The organism is Hoeflea sp. 108 (assembly GCF_000372965.1).
Lineage (GTDB): Bacteria > Pseudomonadota > Alphaproteobacteria > Rhizobiales > Rhizobiaceae > Aminobacter.
This window is the reverse complement of sequence record NZ_KB890024.1, coordinates 4,185,011-4,199,060: the sequence shown is the minus strand read 5'-3', so window position 1 is coordinate 4,199,060 and position 14,050 is coordinate 4,185,011. Positions and strand designations below refer to the sequence as shown.

Below are 14,050 nucleotides of genomic sequence, written 5' to 3'. Positions count from 1 at the left end.
GAGGCGTCAAAGCGCCTTTTCGAGCTCCGGCAGGACGGTGAAGAGGTCGCCGACGATGCCGTAGTCGGCCACCTGGAAGATCGGGGCTTCTTCGTCCTTGTTGATGGCGACGATGACCTTCGAGTCCTTCATGCCGGCGAGATGCTGGATTGCACCCGAGATGCCGCAGGCGATGTAGAGATCGGGGGCGACCACCTTGCCGGTCTGGCCGACCTGCCAGTCGTTGGGGGCGTAGCCGGCGTCGACGGCAGCGCGGCTGGCGCCGACGGCGGCACCGAGCTTGTCGGCCACCGGCAGAATGACTTCCTGGAACTTCTCGGCCGAGCCGAGCGCGCGACCACCCGAGATGATGATCTTGGCCGAGGTCAGCTCCGGACGATCGCTTTCCGACAGCTTGTTCTCAACGAACGAGGACAGGCCCGGATTGGCGGCTGCCGAAACGGTCTCGACAGCGGCCGAACCGCCCTCGGCGGCAGCCTGGAAGGAAGCCGTGCGCACGGTGATCACCTTCTTGGCGTCGGTTGCCTGAACCGTCTGGATGGCGTTGCCGGCATAGATCGGACGCTTGAAGGTGTCCGGCGAGACGACCTCGATGATTTCCGAGACCTGGCCGACGTCGAGCAGGGCAGCGACGCGCGGGGCGACGTTCTTGCCGGTCGAGGTGGCAGCGGCGACGATGGCGTCATAGTTGCCGGCGAGGCCGACGACCAGTGCCGCGGTCGGCTCGGCCAGGCGCTCGGCCAGCTCGTCGGCTTCGGCCAGCAGCACCTTGCGCACGCCCTTGAGCTTGGCGGCTGCTTCAGCAGCAGCCTTGGCGCCCTTGCCTGCGACCAGCACGTCGACTTCGGAACCGATCTTCTGAGCGGCCGACAGCGCCTTCGCGGTCTGATCGGAGAGCGAAGCGTTGTCGTGTTCGGCGATGAGGAGAATTGCCATGTTTTTGATCCCTTTCCGCTTCGCTTAAAGCACGCCGGCTTCGTTCTTGAGCTTGTCGACGAGCTCGGCGACGGACTTGACCTTGACGCCAGCCTTGCGGCCGCCCGGCTCCTCGGTCTTGATGACCTTGAGGCGCGGGGTGATGTCGGCGCCGAAGTCGGCTGCCGACTTCTCGTCCAGCGGCTTCTTCTTGGCCTTCATGATGTTGGGCAGCGAGGCATAGCGCGGCTGGTTGAGGCGCAGGTCCACCGTCACGATCGCCGGCATCTTGAGCTCGACCGTCTGCAGGCCGCCATCGACTTCACGCGTCACCTTGGCCTTGTCGCCACCAAGCTCGATCTTCGAGGCAAACGTGCCCTGGGCCCAGCCCAGCAGCGCCGCCAACATCTGGCCGGTCTGGTTCGAATCGTCGTCGATGGCCTGCTTGCCGAGCAGCACGAGGCCGGGAGCCTCGGCAGCGACCACGCCCTTCAGCACCTTGGCGACGCCCAGCGGCTCGACCGCATCTTCGGTCTTGACCAGGATGGCGCGGTCGGCGCCCATGGCCAGCGCGGTGCGCAGGGTTTCCTGAGCCTGCGCAGGTCCGATCGAGACCACGACGATCTCCTCGACCTTGCCGGCTTCCTTGAGGCGGATCGCCTCTTCGACCGCGATCTCGTCGAACGGGTTCATCGCCATCTTCACATTGGCCAGCTCAACGCCAGAACCGTCGGCCTTCACCCGAACCTTCACGTTCGCATCGACAACCCGCTTGACCGGGACGAGAACTTTCATCGGCTTGGTACCTCTCTGAACAGCATTATTGAGCGCGCTATAGCAGCGCCTGACCCGCTGCAATTGTCGATTGCCGACATATTGGGCGGAAAAACAGACCTGATCTCGTGCTTTCGGTGGCAGGAGGGCTGCCGGAAGCGGGCGGACCGTAGTTGTGGGCGAAGTGGCCTGTCAATATCCGTATGGACGTCAAATCGGTTGAAAATCTGGGCCAGCCTAGCGCTGGCGGCCCCATCGCGACGCTGGCTGGGCGGGCGGTTGGGGCGCGGGCGGCTCAGGTGTATCGGGGGCTTCCGCTCTCGGGGCTGGCGGCGACGTATCCTCGGCCTCGGCAAACAGCGGCACGTCGCGTCGGCGTAGGATCAGCACCAGCACGGCGCCGGCGACAATGCCGCCGACATGGGCGGCCCAGCTCACCTCGTCGTCGCCGCCGATGGCGATCATGGCGAACTGGAAGATCACCCACAGCACCAGCGGGATCCAGGCCGGAATGCGCAGTGGAATTCGGGCAAAGGCCAGCACCCAGACTTTCACCCGCGGGTAGAGCATCAGGTAGGCGACGACCACGCCGGCGATCGCACCCGATGCGCCGATCAGCGGCGTTTGCGAGTCCGGGATCATGAAACCGTGCAGCCAGGCGCCGGCAAAGGCGCAGAGCAGGTAGAAGACGAGGAAGCGGAAGTGGCCGAGCGCATCCTCGACATTGTCGCCGAACACCCAGAGGAACAGCATGTTGCCGCCGAGATGCAGCAGATCGCCATGCAGGAACGAGTAGGTGATGTAGCTCATCTGCTCGGGAATGATGACGAGGTCGGGCGATAGCTCCGCCGTGTCGTGCACGACGGACGGAATGTAGCCCAGGCCCAGCACCGCAGCCGTCATGAACTCCTCACTGCCCAGATAGGTGATGCAGTAGGCGATGACGTTGAGGGCGATCAGGGCGAAGGTGACATATTGCAGCCGGATGTGGCGCAAGTGGTTCGAATCATAGAGCGGAATGAACATGCGGCTCGCTTCCGCTCCCCCGGAACCAGCAATCCGCTCACATCAGCGGTTCTTGCCCGGCACCCATAACACATCGGCTTTTCCGTTGTCATTGGCGACGCGGGCAGCGACGAACAGCAGGTCCGACACACGGTTGATGTAGCGGATGCCTTCGCGGTTGACGTGCTCGTCCGGGTTCTGGGCCAGCGCCACCATGACTCGCTCGGCGCGGCGCGCTACGGTGCGAGCAAGGTGCAGAGCTGCCGCTGCCGGCGAGCCGCCATTCAGCACGAACGACCGCAGCGGTTCGAGCCTGGCGTTGAGCAGGTCGATGTCGGCTTCGACCCGTGCCGTCTGGCTGGCGACAATGCGCAGCGGCTCGTAACCGAGGTCCTTGCCGGTGTCGGGCGTGGACAGATCGGCGCCGAGGTCGAACATGTCGTTCTGGATGCGGACCAGCATGGCGTCGAGCTCGGGATGGTCGGCGGCGGTGTGCACGCGCGCCATGCCGATGCAGGCATTAGCCTCGTCGACCGCGCCGTAGGCCTCGACGCGGAGATCCGATTTCAGGCGGCGCTGGCCGGTGCCGAGTCCGGTCGTGCCGTCATCGCCGGTGCGGGTGTAGATCTTGTTGAGCTTGACCATGCCCGTACCCCGTCAGCGGCGGGTGAAATAGAGGGTCAGCACGATGAAGATCAGCGCGATCGCCTGCAAAAGCACGCGCGCCTGCATCAGCTTGTTGGAGGTGGTGCCCGAGCCGCCGCGCAGCATGTTGATCAGCCCACGGCCGAGCACGATCACCACGGCGACCATGAAGACGACGGCAAGGATGTTGAACGCGGTTGCCATGGTGGTTTCCTGTGTTTGGCGCCGGTCGGCTCAGGCCTGTCGCGCCAGTATTCTGTAGAGCAGCGAGGCAGGCAGGAGCCGCTTGAGCACGACACCGATTCTCGCCGGGATCGTCACAGCATAATGTGGACGCGGGCGCGGCGACAGCAGGGCGTGTCGCAATACCGCATGCACCGCCTCGGGGCCTTCCTTCAGCCGCGACTTGGAGCCGCCGCTCGACAGCCTTTCGAGCTGGGTGCGATAGGCTTCGTGATGCACCGAATGCTCGGCATCAATGTAACGCTTGAACCAAGGCAGGCCGTTGGTGGCGATCTTCGATTTCACCGGGCCGGGCTCGATCATCGACACATGCACGCCCGAACCGTCGAGTTCCTGGCGCATGCACAGCATCAGGCCTTCCAGCGCATGTTTGGAGGCGGCATAGGCGCCACGGAAGCGCACCGGCGTCAGGCCGAGGATCGACGAGCAATTGACGATGCGCCCACGTCCTTGCGCCCGCATGACGGGCACGATGCGCCGCGTCAGGTCGTGCCAGCCGAAGAAATTGGCCTCGAACTGGTCGCGCAGCGCGGCCACCGGCAGGTCCTCCACAGCGCCGGCCTGCGCATGGGCGCCGTTGTTGAAGAGCGCGTCCAGCCGTCCCCCGGTCCGTTCGAGCACGGTCGCCACCAGCGCCTCGATGGAGGTGGATTCGGTGTAGTCGAGATAGAGCGCCTCGATGCCGTCGGCCTCAAGCGCTGCGATGTCCTCGGGTTTGCGTGCGGTGGCGAAGACTCGCCAGCCTTCGGCCTTCAGCGCGCGGGCGCAGTGGGCGCCGATGCCCGACGATGCGCCGGTCACGATTATCGTGCGTAACTCGTTGATCGGGCTCACTTCGTTTTCGCCTGGCCTTGTAAATGAGGGCAAAGCCTTCCCATATTCGCCGCCACGAAACAATTGGCCAATGTATGATTGGCCGTGTCACTATCGGCCGCCAGGTAGTTGGCCAGGGCCTATCAGGACGGAGCGGAAAACTGGAGCTGATGCGCAAGATCGTCGCCGTGCGGCGCGTGCTCTTCGACGCAGTCGGCCATTTCTATGACGATGACGGCTGGGCGATGGCCAGTCATCTCGCCATCTCGGCGCTGATGGCGCTGTTTCCGTTCCTGATCTTCGCCACCACGCTCGCCAGCTTCCTCGGCGCCGACGCCTTCGCCGAAACCGCCGTGCATCTGGTCTTCGACACCTGGCCCGACCAGATCGCCGAGCCGATCGCCCGCGAAGTGGTCAACGTGCTCACTGTCCAGCGCACCGACCTTCTGACCTATGGCGTGCTGCTCGCCGCCTTCTTTGCGTCCAACGGCGTCGAGGCGCTGCGCACCTCGCTCAACCGCGCCTACCGCGTCACTGAAACCCGCACCATCTGGTTTCGACGCACCCAGAGCATCTTCTTCGTGCTCATCGCCACGATCAGCTTCGTCGCCATTTCGGTACTGCTGGTGTTTGCGCCGATCATCGCGCGCATCCTCGAGGCCAAGTTCGAATGGATCAAACCCTATATGGGCACGATCACCGTGTGGCGGTTCTCGATTGCATCGGCGGTCATCGTCTTCGGCCTGTTTGCCGTGCATCTGTGGCTGCCGGACGGGCGCCGGCGTTTTCTCAGCGTCATCCCGGGCATCATCTTCACGCTGGTCGCTTGGCTCATCGGCTCGACGATCTTCGCCGCCTATCTCGACACCTTTGCGGCCTACGTCACCACCTATGCCGGTCTTGCCTCGATCATGATCGCCATCGTCTTCCTCTACATCATCTCGGCGATCTTCATCCTCGGCGGCGAACTCAACGCCGCCATCAGCCGCTATCTGGAAGCCCGCGCCCGCGTGCCGGGCTGAGCCGTCGCCAGGCCGACGCCGAGCGTGGCGATCGCCATGCCCACGAGCTGCACCGCAGACAACTGTTCGTCGAACAGCAGCCATGCAATGACCGCCGTCACCGACGGCACGAGGTAGAACAGCGAGGCGACCTTCGACATGGCCCCGTCGCGGATCATCACCATCAACAGGAAGATCGCGCCGATGGAGAGCACGAAGACCAGCCAGGCCATGGCGAAGACCAGTTCACCATTGACGGTCACCTGCTGGTGCTCGAAGGCGAAGGAGGCGACCGTCATCAATATGCCGGCGCCGACATATTGCCAGAAGGTGCCGGTCACGAGGTCGCTGGCGCTGCCCACGCGCTTCTGCCAGATGGTGCCGGCGCTGATGCCGCCCATGGCGATCACCGATGCCGTCAGCGTCTGCCAGGTCACGCCGCCGCCGAGTGCGCCGAGCTTGGGCGACAGCACTATGACCACCCCGACGAAGCCGACGGCCAGCCCCAACCAGTGACGCGGGCGGATTTCCTCGCCCAGAAGCGCACCCGCGAGTACCGCCGTCACCAGAGGCTGCAGGCCGGCAATCAGCGCCGAGAGGCCAGCCGGCAGGCCCTGGTGGATCGCCCAGAACACGCCGCCGAGATAGACGCCGTGCAGCAGCATGCCGATGGCCACCGCATGCAGCGCGGCTCGGTTTGTCAGGCGCTTGGAGCCGATGGCGAGCATGATGCCGCCGAGGATGACGGCCGCAATCACGAAGCGGACCGCCAGGAAGGTGAATGGCTCCGCCCATGGCATGGCGTAGCGCGCGCCGATGAAGCCGGTCGCCCAGAGCAGCACGAAGGTGGCCGGTATCAGACGTTTGGGAGAGGATGTCATCGGTACCGCTGGGCTGGCCGGGCGAGGCGCCCTGGCAGGGAGTTCATCAGATCGCTCTAATGCCGAATATTCGGGCAAGCAAAACGAAACGATTGATCCATAGATTCACCGGACCTGATCCGACCATCCGATCCGGGAGACGCATGCCCGGGATGCGGCCCGGTAGAAACCCCACTGTCGGCCTTTGAAAGGACCGCGGATGTTGTGGAATCTCGACCCGGGCTGGTTGATGATGGCCGTCGCCTTCGTTGCCGTCATGGCGTTCTTCTTTGGCGCAGCCCTCGACGCCATCATGAAGGAAGACGGCTTCGGCCCCACCGGCAACATGCTCCTGTTCACCGCGGGCTTCTTCGGCGCCGTGATCGTCGCCAACAGCTATGGCATCTCGCTGCGCGACCTCAAGCTCGCGGTCGCCTGGGGGCTGGGCGGCGCCTTCGTCTTCATCAGCCTGCTTGCCCTGCTCAAGGCCGCTGCCGCGCGTTTTTGATCACGCGGTTGGGGACGGCCCCCGGGTGGGGAGCAGGCTCAGGATGATTGTCGCCGTTGTCGTTGCGCCGTCTAACATCCCGACGCAACGCCGGCAGCATGAACGGTCCTCATCCGGAGCTTGTCGAAGGGCGCTTGACCGACCGCCCGCCAGCGGCACGACCAACTGGATCAGGCTAGACCATGTTCCGTCCCGACTACTTCGCCGGTAACGGCATGGATCCTCGACACTCTCCGCTCGCTTTGTTCGCTCACGAGGTCAAGGATGACAACCTCGGCGAAACCCGTGTCGGCTCCATACTGGTGCATCAGGACGAGATCATCCCGAACTAAAGCCCCAGCATCGCCCTTATCGTTTCGGGCGTCTCCCCGGCGTCCCGCAGCGCTGCAAGACCGGTGTCGCGTTGGCTTTTGGACAGCTTGCGGCCATCCGGCCCGGGCACCAGCCTGTGGTGGAAATAGCTCGGCGCGGGCAGTCCCAGCGCCTCCTGCAGGAGACGCTGTACCGAGGTGGCGAAATAGAGATCCTTGCCACGCACGACGTGGCTGATGCCCTGCAGCGCGTCGTCGACCACCACCGACAGGTGATAGCTGGTGGGGATCTCCTTGCGGGCAATGATCACGTCGCCCCATTGCGCGGGCTCGGCCGCAATGTCCGCCGCTGCGGTCATCGCCTCGCTCGACCATTCGCGCCATGCCAGCTGATGTCCCAGTCGCTCGACTGCAGCCGTCGTGTCGAGCCGCCAGGCGAAGGGCACGTCGGCATCGATGCGTCGCTGGCGCTCGCGCTGCGACAGCGTCTTGTCCGTTCCGGGGTAGAGCGGCGCGCCGTCAGGGTCGCGCGGCCAGCTTTTTCCCTTTGCCTCATGCTCGACGATCACTGCCCGGATATCGCCGCGGCTCATGAAGGCGGGATAGACGAGTTCATCCTTTTTGAGGCGCTCGAGCGCTGCTTCATAGTCGCCGAAATGCTCCGACTGCCGGCGCACCGGCTCTTCCCAGCCAAACCCCAGCCAGGCCAGGTCGCGGAAAATGCCGGTTTCGTATTCGGGCGAGCAGCGGGTGACGTCGATGTCCTCGATGCGCAGCAGCAACAGACCCCCGCTGCTTGCCGCCATAGACTGATTGGTCAGCGCGGAAAGCGCGTGGCCGAGATGCAGCTCGCCATTGGGGCTGGGCGCGAAACGAAAGACAGGAGCCGTCATGAGCGTTGCGGTTTCGGATTGAACGTTTGCTTTTCCGATTGCTACGTTGCCTGCCCGAAGCTCACAAGACATGCCATGCTCCGCATCTCCAACATCGACGACATCAACAGCGGTCTCGACGCACTTGTCGCCCTCGATCCCCGGCTCGAGGCGGTGCGGGCCATCGCCGGCGAGGTGCCGCTCCGGCTGACCGAACCAGGCTTCGCCAGCCTCGCCTCGATCATCGTTTCGCAGCAGGTGTCGACGGCGAGTGCAAAGGCGATCTTCGGCCGGTTCTCGACCCTGGTCGATCCGCTGACGCCGCAAGGCCTGCTTGCCGCAGGCGAGGGTGTATTCCGCGAGGCCGGCCTGTCGCGCCCCAAGCAGAAGACCCTGCTTGCCGTCGCCAGGGCCGCCGCCGACGGGCTCGACCTCGACGACCTTTGCCGGCTCGACGCACGGGAGGCTATGGCAACCATGGTCGCCATATCAGGTATCGGGCCATGGACGGCCGAGGTCTATCTGCTGTTCGCCGCCGGCCACCCCGACATTTTCCCGGCTCGCGACGTGGCGCTGCAAAGCGCCGTCGGTCATGCGCTGGGCATCGATCCGCGCCCCGGCGAGAAGGCACTGATTCGGCTTGCCGAATCATGGGCGCCATGGCGGGGGGTCGCTTCGAGGCTGTTCTGGGCGTATTATCGGGAAACCCGGGGCCGGGATGCCGCGCCGCCGGCCGGAAATCCCGCCTGATTGCGCGAAATCGCGCATTTTTGACGGGCTTTGTGACCGACAAGCCGCTTCACATTCCTGTCACCTCGGGCTTACAGTATTCGTACCGTTAGGTTCGAGGACCAAGGAGGTAAACGAAGTGACGGTTGCCGTGTCTCCGGATGGGCTTCCAGCGCTGGTGCTGAACGCGGATTATCGCCCGCTCAGCTACTATCCCTTGTCGCTGTGGTCCTGGCAGGATGCGATCAAGGCGGTGTTCCTCGATCGGGTCAATATCGTTGCCGAATACGAGCACGCCGTTTCCTCGCCGACCTTCTCGATGAAGCTGCCCAGCGTGGTCAGCCTCAAGACCTATGTGAAGCCGTCGCGTTATCCGGCCTTCACCCGCTTCAACGTTTTCCTGCGCGACCGCTTTCAATGCCAATATTGCGGCACGCCAGAAGACCTGACTTTCGACCACGTCATCCCGCGCCACAGCGGCGGCGCTACGACGTGGGAAAATGTCGTCGCCGCCTGCTCTCCCTGCAATCTCAGGAAGGGCGGTATGATGCCGGCGCAGGCCAAGATGTGGCCGCTGCAGAAGCCGTTCCAGCCGACGGTGCACGACCTGCACAACAACGGCCGGCTGTTCCCGCCCAACCATCTGCACGAAAGCTGGATGGATTATCTCTACTGGGATGTCGAGCTGGAGCCGTAGAGTTCACCGACTATTCGCCGGATTGGCCGACTGACGCGGTTTTCTGCGCTTCCGGTGCTCAAGGACTTTATGTCCGCTGTGCTTCGGTTCTCGAAAACCATGCCATTCGACTCACCCTGTCGAATTCCTGGCGAACGCTGCGTCAGGTTTGTCTTGATCAAGCCTTCTTGAAAGCCGCACGTAGGGCCACCACCGCCAGAAACGCGCTGGCGAGCACGTTCCAGCCGGCGAAGGACAGGCCGAGCACGCGCAGGGCGGCGTCCTCGCAGCGAGGCGGCACGACTGTGTTGAGCACGTCAAGCAGGCCCTTGCCGCCGGTGTCGACGGTGCCCGAAACGGCCTGGCAGTCGGTCGGGCCGGCCCACCAGCGCCATTCGACACCGGCGTGGTAGCCGCCAAGATAGAGGCCATAGAGCATCAGCAAGCCGCCCAGCGCCAGCAGCGCGCGGGTCAGCCATGACGGCCAGTGCATCGCCGAGGACAGGGCCGCCAGCGCCATCAGCGGCACGCCGACATAGTAGGGCGTGCGCTGCTCGAGGCACAGCTTGCAGGGCATGTAGCCGCCGATGTGCTGGAAGCCGAGTGCGGTGCCGACGACGACTGCCATGGCGACGGCAAGGAAAAGCGCTGTCAGCGTCTGGCTGCGGCCGGTCGTTGAAGTGAGGGAGGTCATTCTTTGGTGCCCAGCTGTTGTTACAGGCAATTGCCGTTCAGTGGAGGTATCTGACGAGAAGATAGAGCAAAATGAGGGCAGCGGCAGCGATGCCGGCCAGCAGTCCCAGTCGCTTCTCGATGAACTCGCGGATCGGCTCGCCATAGGTCCTGAGCAGCCAGGCGAGGAACAGGAAGCGGGCGCCGCGGGCAATGATCGCCGAGACGATGAACCAGCCGAGCGGGAAGCTGACGACGCCGGCGAGAATGGTCACCACCTTGATCGGCGGCAGATGCGACAGCCCCGACGTGACGAGCATCAACAGGATGATGCCGGCGCCCGATGACACCTTGAGCGCTTCGAATTCGTCATACTTGCCGTAGAATTCGAGCACGGGCTTGGCGACGGCCTCGAAGGCGTAGTGGCCGATGTACCAGCCGGCAATGCCGCCCAGCACCGAGGCGACCGTGGCGATAATGGCATAGCGGTATGCCTTGTCGGGGCGCGACAGCGCCATCGGCAGGTAAAGCACATCGGCTGGGACGAGGAAGACCGAGCTTTCGACGAAGGCGATGAAGGCCAGCCACCATTCGGCGGATTTCCTTGCCGCGAGCGACAAGGTCCAGTCGTAGAGTCGGCGAAGCATCTGGCCCCCTTGGATTACGCGCTGCCTGTTTAGGAAGAATTGCTGTAGCGCACAATGCGTGAGGCCTTCACGAATGCGAAACCGGCACAGCACGCACAATCTGTCGCACATTCACGCGTCGGAGCAGTTGACGGCAGGGTGCCTGACCGTATAGTCCGCCACCGTTCTGTCCATTTAGGGCAGGCCCCTATGGCGGAATTGGTAGACGCGCTCGACTCAAAAAGTGGTTTGTCTACCAATCCACAGAAAAATAAGACCGACCGTTTCCCATTTAGTATCAGCGGCTTATGGTCCGCGTGGCCAGATGGCTCTCACGTGTCAAATATGCCTAGGTGCAGAATAGGTGCAAAGCGAGAGCGGAAGGTCGGCGGTAATCGGCGCCGTCCGGTGGTCTGACAAATTCAATCTGTGCTCAGTACGTGTCCGCGTCTTTGGCGAGCGGCAAAGCAGGTTCGTGAACTTGCCATCTCTGCAGACGATCTCGGGAGCCATTTCACCGTAAGCGTTCGAGTCCTCCCATCCGTCGAAGGCCCATTTGGGCGCAGTCTGAGCTACCGATCGCTGGGATTGGCGAATGACAACCGGTGGAGCTGACAGAGGGGGAAAACAACTTTCGTTCGCCAGATTGAGGTTTACATGCGCTAACTTCACTGCATGGGTGTTGATTCATCTTGGGGGCTAAGGGTGAACACTAAAGCAAACAAGACAGTGCTTGAAGCCATACTTGACTGGTCGGGTGAACGTCCTCTCTGGCAAAGGGATGCGCTGCGCCGGATCGTGATCGGTGGGACTCCCGATGACGCGGCTGTCACCGACGTACTGGCCTTGTGCAAAAAAGAGCATGGGGCCGCTGGCATCACGTTGGAAGCGGCGATGCTCGAAGCGGCACATCTGCCGGCAGCCCCCGTGGGCGGTGAAGCGATAGCTCTCGTGAGCGTCGGCGACATTGCCGGTGTGAACCAGCTTGCCCCGAGCCAGACTTTGCCGTTTGAACCGGCCGGGCTCACTATCGTCTACGGGCCGAACGGGTCCGGCAAATCCGGTTATGGGCGCGTGCTCAAGCGAGCCTGCCGCGCCCGCAAAGCCGGCGAGATCATGCCCGACGCCTACAACCCGCCGGCGGCGGGCAAGGCAACAGGCACCTTCACAATCCTCAAGGACGGAACAGCCGAACCGCCTGTCAGCTGGACGGATGACGGCAAGCCGGACGCGGTGCTGTCGGCAGTCAGCGTCTTTGACCGGGACTGCGGATCGGTGCATGTGCAGGAAAAGAACGAAGTAGCTTTCAGGCCCTTCGGGCTGGACATTCCCGACGACCTCGCGGGCGTTTGCCAGGCGCTCAAGCAAAAACTGGGCGCTGAAGAAACGCAGCTCCAGGCTGTCCGTGACCCGGTGTTTGAAAAGCCGACATGGAATATCGCCACGCCGGTGGGTGCGATCATGTCGGCCCTGAGCCATAACACCAACCTGGCGGCCTTCGAGAAGCTCGGCGAGATGACCGCCGATGAACGCGCAAGGCTGGCGCGCCTTGATGAGGACCTTCTGAAGAACCCCGCGGACGCCGCCGCCGAACAGCGGCTCTTTGCCGGAAACGTGCGGCAACTGATAGCGACCCTGAACAGGATCGCCACCACCTATAACGACGAACCGCTGGTCAGGCTGAAGGCACTGGCCGACGCGGCAAGAAGTAAGCGGGCAGCGGCCAATCTCGCCGCGCGTGATATGTTCGACGGCCTTGCTATTCCCGGCGTCGGCGCGGAAACGTGGCGCACCTTGTGGGAGGCGGCGCGCCGCTACTCTGAACAAACGGCATATGCCGGTTCAGCCTTCCCGCCTGCGGGCGACGAAGCCTGCGTTCTTTGCCATCAGCCGCTCAGCCCTGAAGCCAAGAGCCGCATGGGAGGTTTCGAGGCGTTCATCCGAGCCGATGCCGAGTCACAGGCGTCAAGCGCCGAGCAGGAATTCACCGATGCGCTTGCCGCGTTCAGGACGCGCAAACTGGATGTGCGCGTAATGGCGCAGGCGCGGCGGCGCATAGCCCTCCAACATGGCAGCCTCGCCCGCCGCGTTCTGCGCTTCGTCGCCAGTGCGGATTTGCGGCGCCTTAAATGCCTCCGCGCGCTTTCGTCTGCTGATGCGCTTGTGCTGCCGCCGCTCGCGCCTTCGCCAAAAGCTGAACTGGAGACGCTGGCGGGCACGCTTGAAGCCTATGCTGTAGAGCTTGATGAAGCTGCCGACATAGAAGGTCGCAACAAACTGATCCTGGAACGCGACGCCCTGAAGGACCGGGGGGCGGTTCCTGACCTGCTCGAAACCGCAAAGAAGGAAATAAAGCGCCTGGACGATCTGCGGATACTCCGCGCCTGCATCGCGGACACGGCGACGAACGCCATTACCAAGCTCGGGAATGACATCGCCGATAACGTCATCACCCCGAAGATGCGCGATCAGTTCCAGTCGGAAATTGTCCGTCTCGCTGCGGAAAAAGTGCGCGTGGAAATCGTGCGGTCAGGCGGGCAATACGGCTCTCCCAACTATCAGGTGCGCCTTTTTGCCAACCCGAAAGCCAAGGTCCACATGGTCCTGAGCGAGGGCGAGCAAACATGCGTGGCCTTGGCTGCGTTCCTCACCGAACTGGCAACGGCGTCTCACAAATCCGCGCTCGTGTTTGATGACCCGGTGACATCGCTCGATCATCGCTGGCGCGAAAAAGTGGCGGAACGGTTGGTCGAGGAATCAAGGGCGCGCCAGATCATCGTCTTCACCCACGATATGGTGTTTGTGAACGACTTGCATGACAAGGGTGCCCGCGAGGGCCTTCCTATGAAGCTCGTCAGCCTGTCGCGCGGTCCTGCCGGTACAGGCATGGTCAGCGAGGGACTGCCCTGGCAGCATGCCGGCATCCGCGACCGGATCGATAAGCTGGAAAAAGCGGCAAGGGAGGCACGCAAGCTCTACGATGCGAACGATGAAGAAGGATATCGCGACACCGCAGTGAAGATTTATGACCGGCTTCGGGCAACATGGGAGCGCGGGCTCGAAGACGTGGCTTTTGCCGGGGTCATCCACCGGCACCGGGACTATATCGACACCAAGAATCTCAAAAGGGTGACGGTCATCGAAGGCGCGGACGTCGAAACTTTCCGCAAGAACTTCAAGAAATGCAGCGACCTAGTGGAGGCGCATGACCCGTCGCGCGCGCGAGACGGTGCCGTTCCTCCCCCGGACGATATCCTCGCCGACATCAAAATCCTCGCCGACTGGGCGGAATCGATCAGGGCAAGGCAGAATGCTCTGACATGATAGCGTGCGAAAAACAGGCGTTCGCCGTTAGGGCGGAGGCGAACAGAAAGAGGGACCGGGCATCTTCGACGAATAC

The 14,050-nt window shown here is 63.2% G+C and carries 16 protein-coding genes; 6 read left to right on the top strand and 10 right to left on the bottom strand.

Annotated features, from left to right (window positions below; translation table 11 throughout):
• Nucleotides 1–6 precede the first annotated feature (6 nt).
• From B015_RS0120840 to B015_RS0120815, 6 genes are all read right to left on the bottom strand, one after another.
• A complete protein-coding gene (locus B015_RS0120840) occupies nucleotides 7–936 on the bottom strand; it encodes an electron transfer flavoprotein subunit alpha/FixB family protein (RefSeq protein WP_018429669.1) in 930 nt (309 codons plus the stop codon).
• Nucleotides 937–960: 24 nt separating this feature from the next.
• Nucleotides 961–1,710 carry an electron transfer flavoprotein subunit beta/FixA family protein gene (locus B015_RS0120835; RefSeq protein ID WP_018429668.1) on the bottom strand — a complete coding sequence of 250 codons (750 nt, stop codon included), beginning with the start codon at nucleotides 1,708–1,710 and terminating at the stop codon, nucleotides 961–963.
• 216 nt (nucleotides 1,711–1,926) lie between these two features.
• Nucleotides 1,927–2,715, bottom strand: coding sequence for a rhomboid family intramembrane serine protease (locus tag B015_RS0120830; protein ID WP_018429667.1), 789 nt, complete (start codon nucleotides 2,713–2,715; stop codon nucleotides 1,927–1,929).
• Nucleotides 2,716–2,757: 42 nt separating this feature from the next.
• Nucleotides 2,758–3,339, bottom strand: coding sequence for a cob(I)yrinic acid a,c-diamide adenosyltransferase (locus B015_RS0120825; RefSeq protein ID WP_018429666.1), 582 nt, complete (start codon nucleotides 3,337–3,339; stop codon nucleotides 2,758–2,760).
• A 12-nt stretch (nucleotides 3,340–3,351) separates the two neighbouring features.
• Nucleotides 3,352–3,543 (bottom strand): twin transmembrane helix small protein, encoded by a 192-nt coding sequence (locus B015_RS0120820; protein WP_018429665.1) that lies wholly within the window; start codon nucleotides 3,541–3,543, stop codon nucleotides 3,352–3,354.
• A gap of 30 nt (nucleotides 3,544–3,573) precedes the next feature.
• Nucleotides 3,574–4,407 (bottom strand): SDR family oxidoreductase, encoded by an 834-nt coding sequence (locus B015_RS0120815; protein ID WP_040456985.1) that lies wholly within the window; start codon nucleotides 4,405–4,407, stop codon nucleotides 3,574–3,576.
• A gap of 158 nt (nucleotides 4,408–4,565) precedes the next feature.
• Between B015_RS0120815 and B015_RS0120810 the strand changes: the two genes are divergently transcribed.
• On the top strand, nucleotides 4,566–5,417 hold the full coding sequence (locus B015_RS0120810) for a YihY/virulence factor BrkB family protein (RefSeq protein ID WP_018429663.1): 852 nt from the start codon (nucleotides 4,566–4,568) through the stop codon (nucleotides 5,415–5,417).
• Here the strand turns inward: B015_RS0120810 and B015_RS0120805 are convergent.
• Nucleotides 5,384–6,277: an EamA family transporter gene (locus tag B015_RS0120805; protein ID WP_040456345.1), complete on the bottom strand. Its 894-nt coding sequence runs from the start codon at nucleotides 6,275–6,277 to the stop codon at nucleotides 5,384–5,386. The genes B015_RS0120810 and B015_RS0120805 overlap by 34 nt on opposite strands.
• Before the next feature lie 199 nt (nucleotides 6,278–6,476).
• Here B015_RS0120805 and B015_RS0120800 point away from each other — a divergent pair, with 199 nt between their 5' ends.
• Complete coding sequence (locus tag B015_RS0120800; RefSeq protein ID WP_018429661.1) at nucleotides 6,477–6,764, top strand: hypothetical protein; 288 nt, start codon at nucleotides 6,477–6,479, stop codon at nucleotides 6,762–6,764.
• A 182-nt stretch (nucleotides 6,765–6,946) separates the two neighbouring features.
• Entirely contained in the window at nucleotides 6,947–7,096 is a 150-nt protein-coding gene (locus B015_RS33375) for a hypothetical protein (RefSeq protein WP_157632794.1), read from the top strand.
• Here the strand turns inward: B015_RS33375 and gluQRS are convergent.
• Nucleotides 7,093–7,968, bottom strand: coding sequence for a tRNA glutamyl-Q(34) synthetase GluQRS (gene gluQRS, locus B015_RS0120790; protein WP_018429659.1), 876 nt, complete (start codon nucleotides 7,966–7,968; stop codon nucleotides 7,093–7,095). The genes B015_RS33375 and gluQRS overlap by 4 nt on opposite strands.
• Nucleotides 7,969–8,043: 75 nt before the next feature.
• On the opposite strand from gluQRS, the gene B015_RS0120785 reads away from it, so the two are divergent.
• Both B015_RS0120785 and B015_RS0120780 read left to right on the top strand, forming a co-directional pair.
• Complete coding sequence (locus B015_RS0120785; RefSeq protein ID WP_018429658.1) at nucleotides 8,044–8,697, top strand: DNA-3-methyladenine glycosylase; 654 nt, start codon at nucleotides 8,044–8,046, stop codon at nucleotides 8,695–8,697.
• Nucleotides 8,698–8,815: 118 nt separating this feature from the next.
• Nucleotides 8,816–9,373 carry an HNH endonuclease gene (locus B015_RS0120780; RefSeq protein ID WP_026227550.1) on the top strand — a complete coding sequence of 186 codons (558 nt, stop codon included), beginning with the start codon at nucleotides 8,816–8,818 and terminating at the stop codon, nucleotides 9,371–9,373.
• A 157-nt stretch (nucleotides 9,374–9,530) separates the two neighbouring features.
• Here the strand turns inward: B015_RS0120780 and B015_RS0120775 are convergent, their stop codons facing one another.
• A complete protein-coding gene (locus B015_RS0120775) occupies nucleotides 9,531–10,046 on the bottom strand; it encodes a disulfide bond formation protein B (protein WP_018429656.1) in 516 nt (171 codons plus the stop codon).
• Nucleotides 10,047–10,083: 37 nt separating this feature from the next.
• Nucleotides 10,084–10,671 (bottom strand): YqaA family protein, encoded by a 588-nt coding sequence (locus B015_RS0120770; protein ID WP_018429655.1) that lies wholly within the window; start codon nucleotides 10,669–10,671, stop codon nucleotides 10,084–10,086.
• A gap of 708 nt (nucleotides 10,672–11,379) precedes the next feature.
• On the opposite strand from B015_RS0120770, the gene B015_RS0120765 reads away from it, so the two are divergent.
• Entirely contained in the window at nucleotides 11,380–13,974 is a 2,595-nt protein-coding gene (locus tag B015_RS0120765; protein WP_245262233.1) for an AAA family ATPase, read from the top strand.
• Nucleotides 13,975–14,050: the final 76 nt, after the last annotated feature.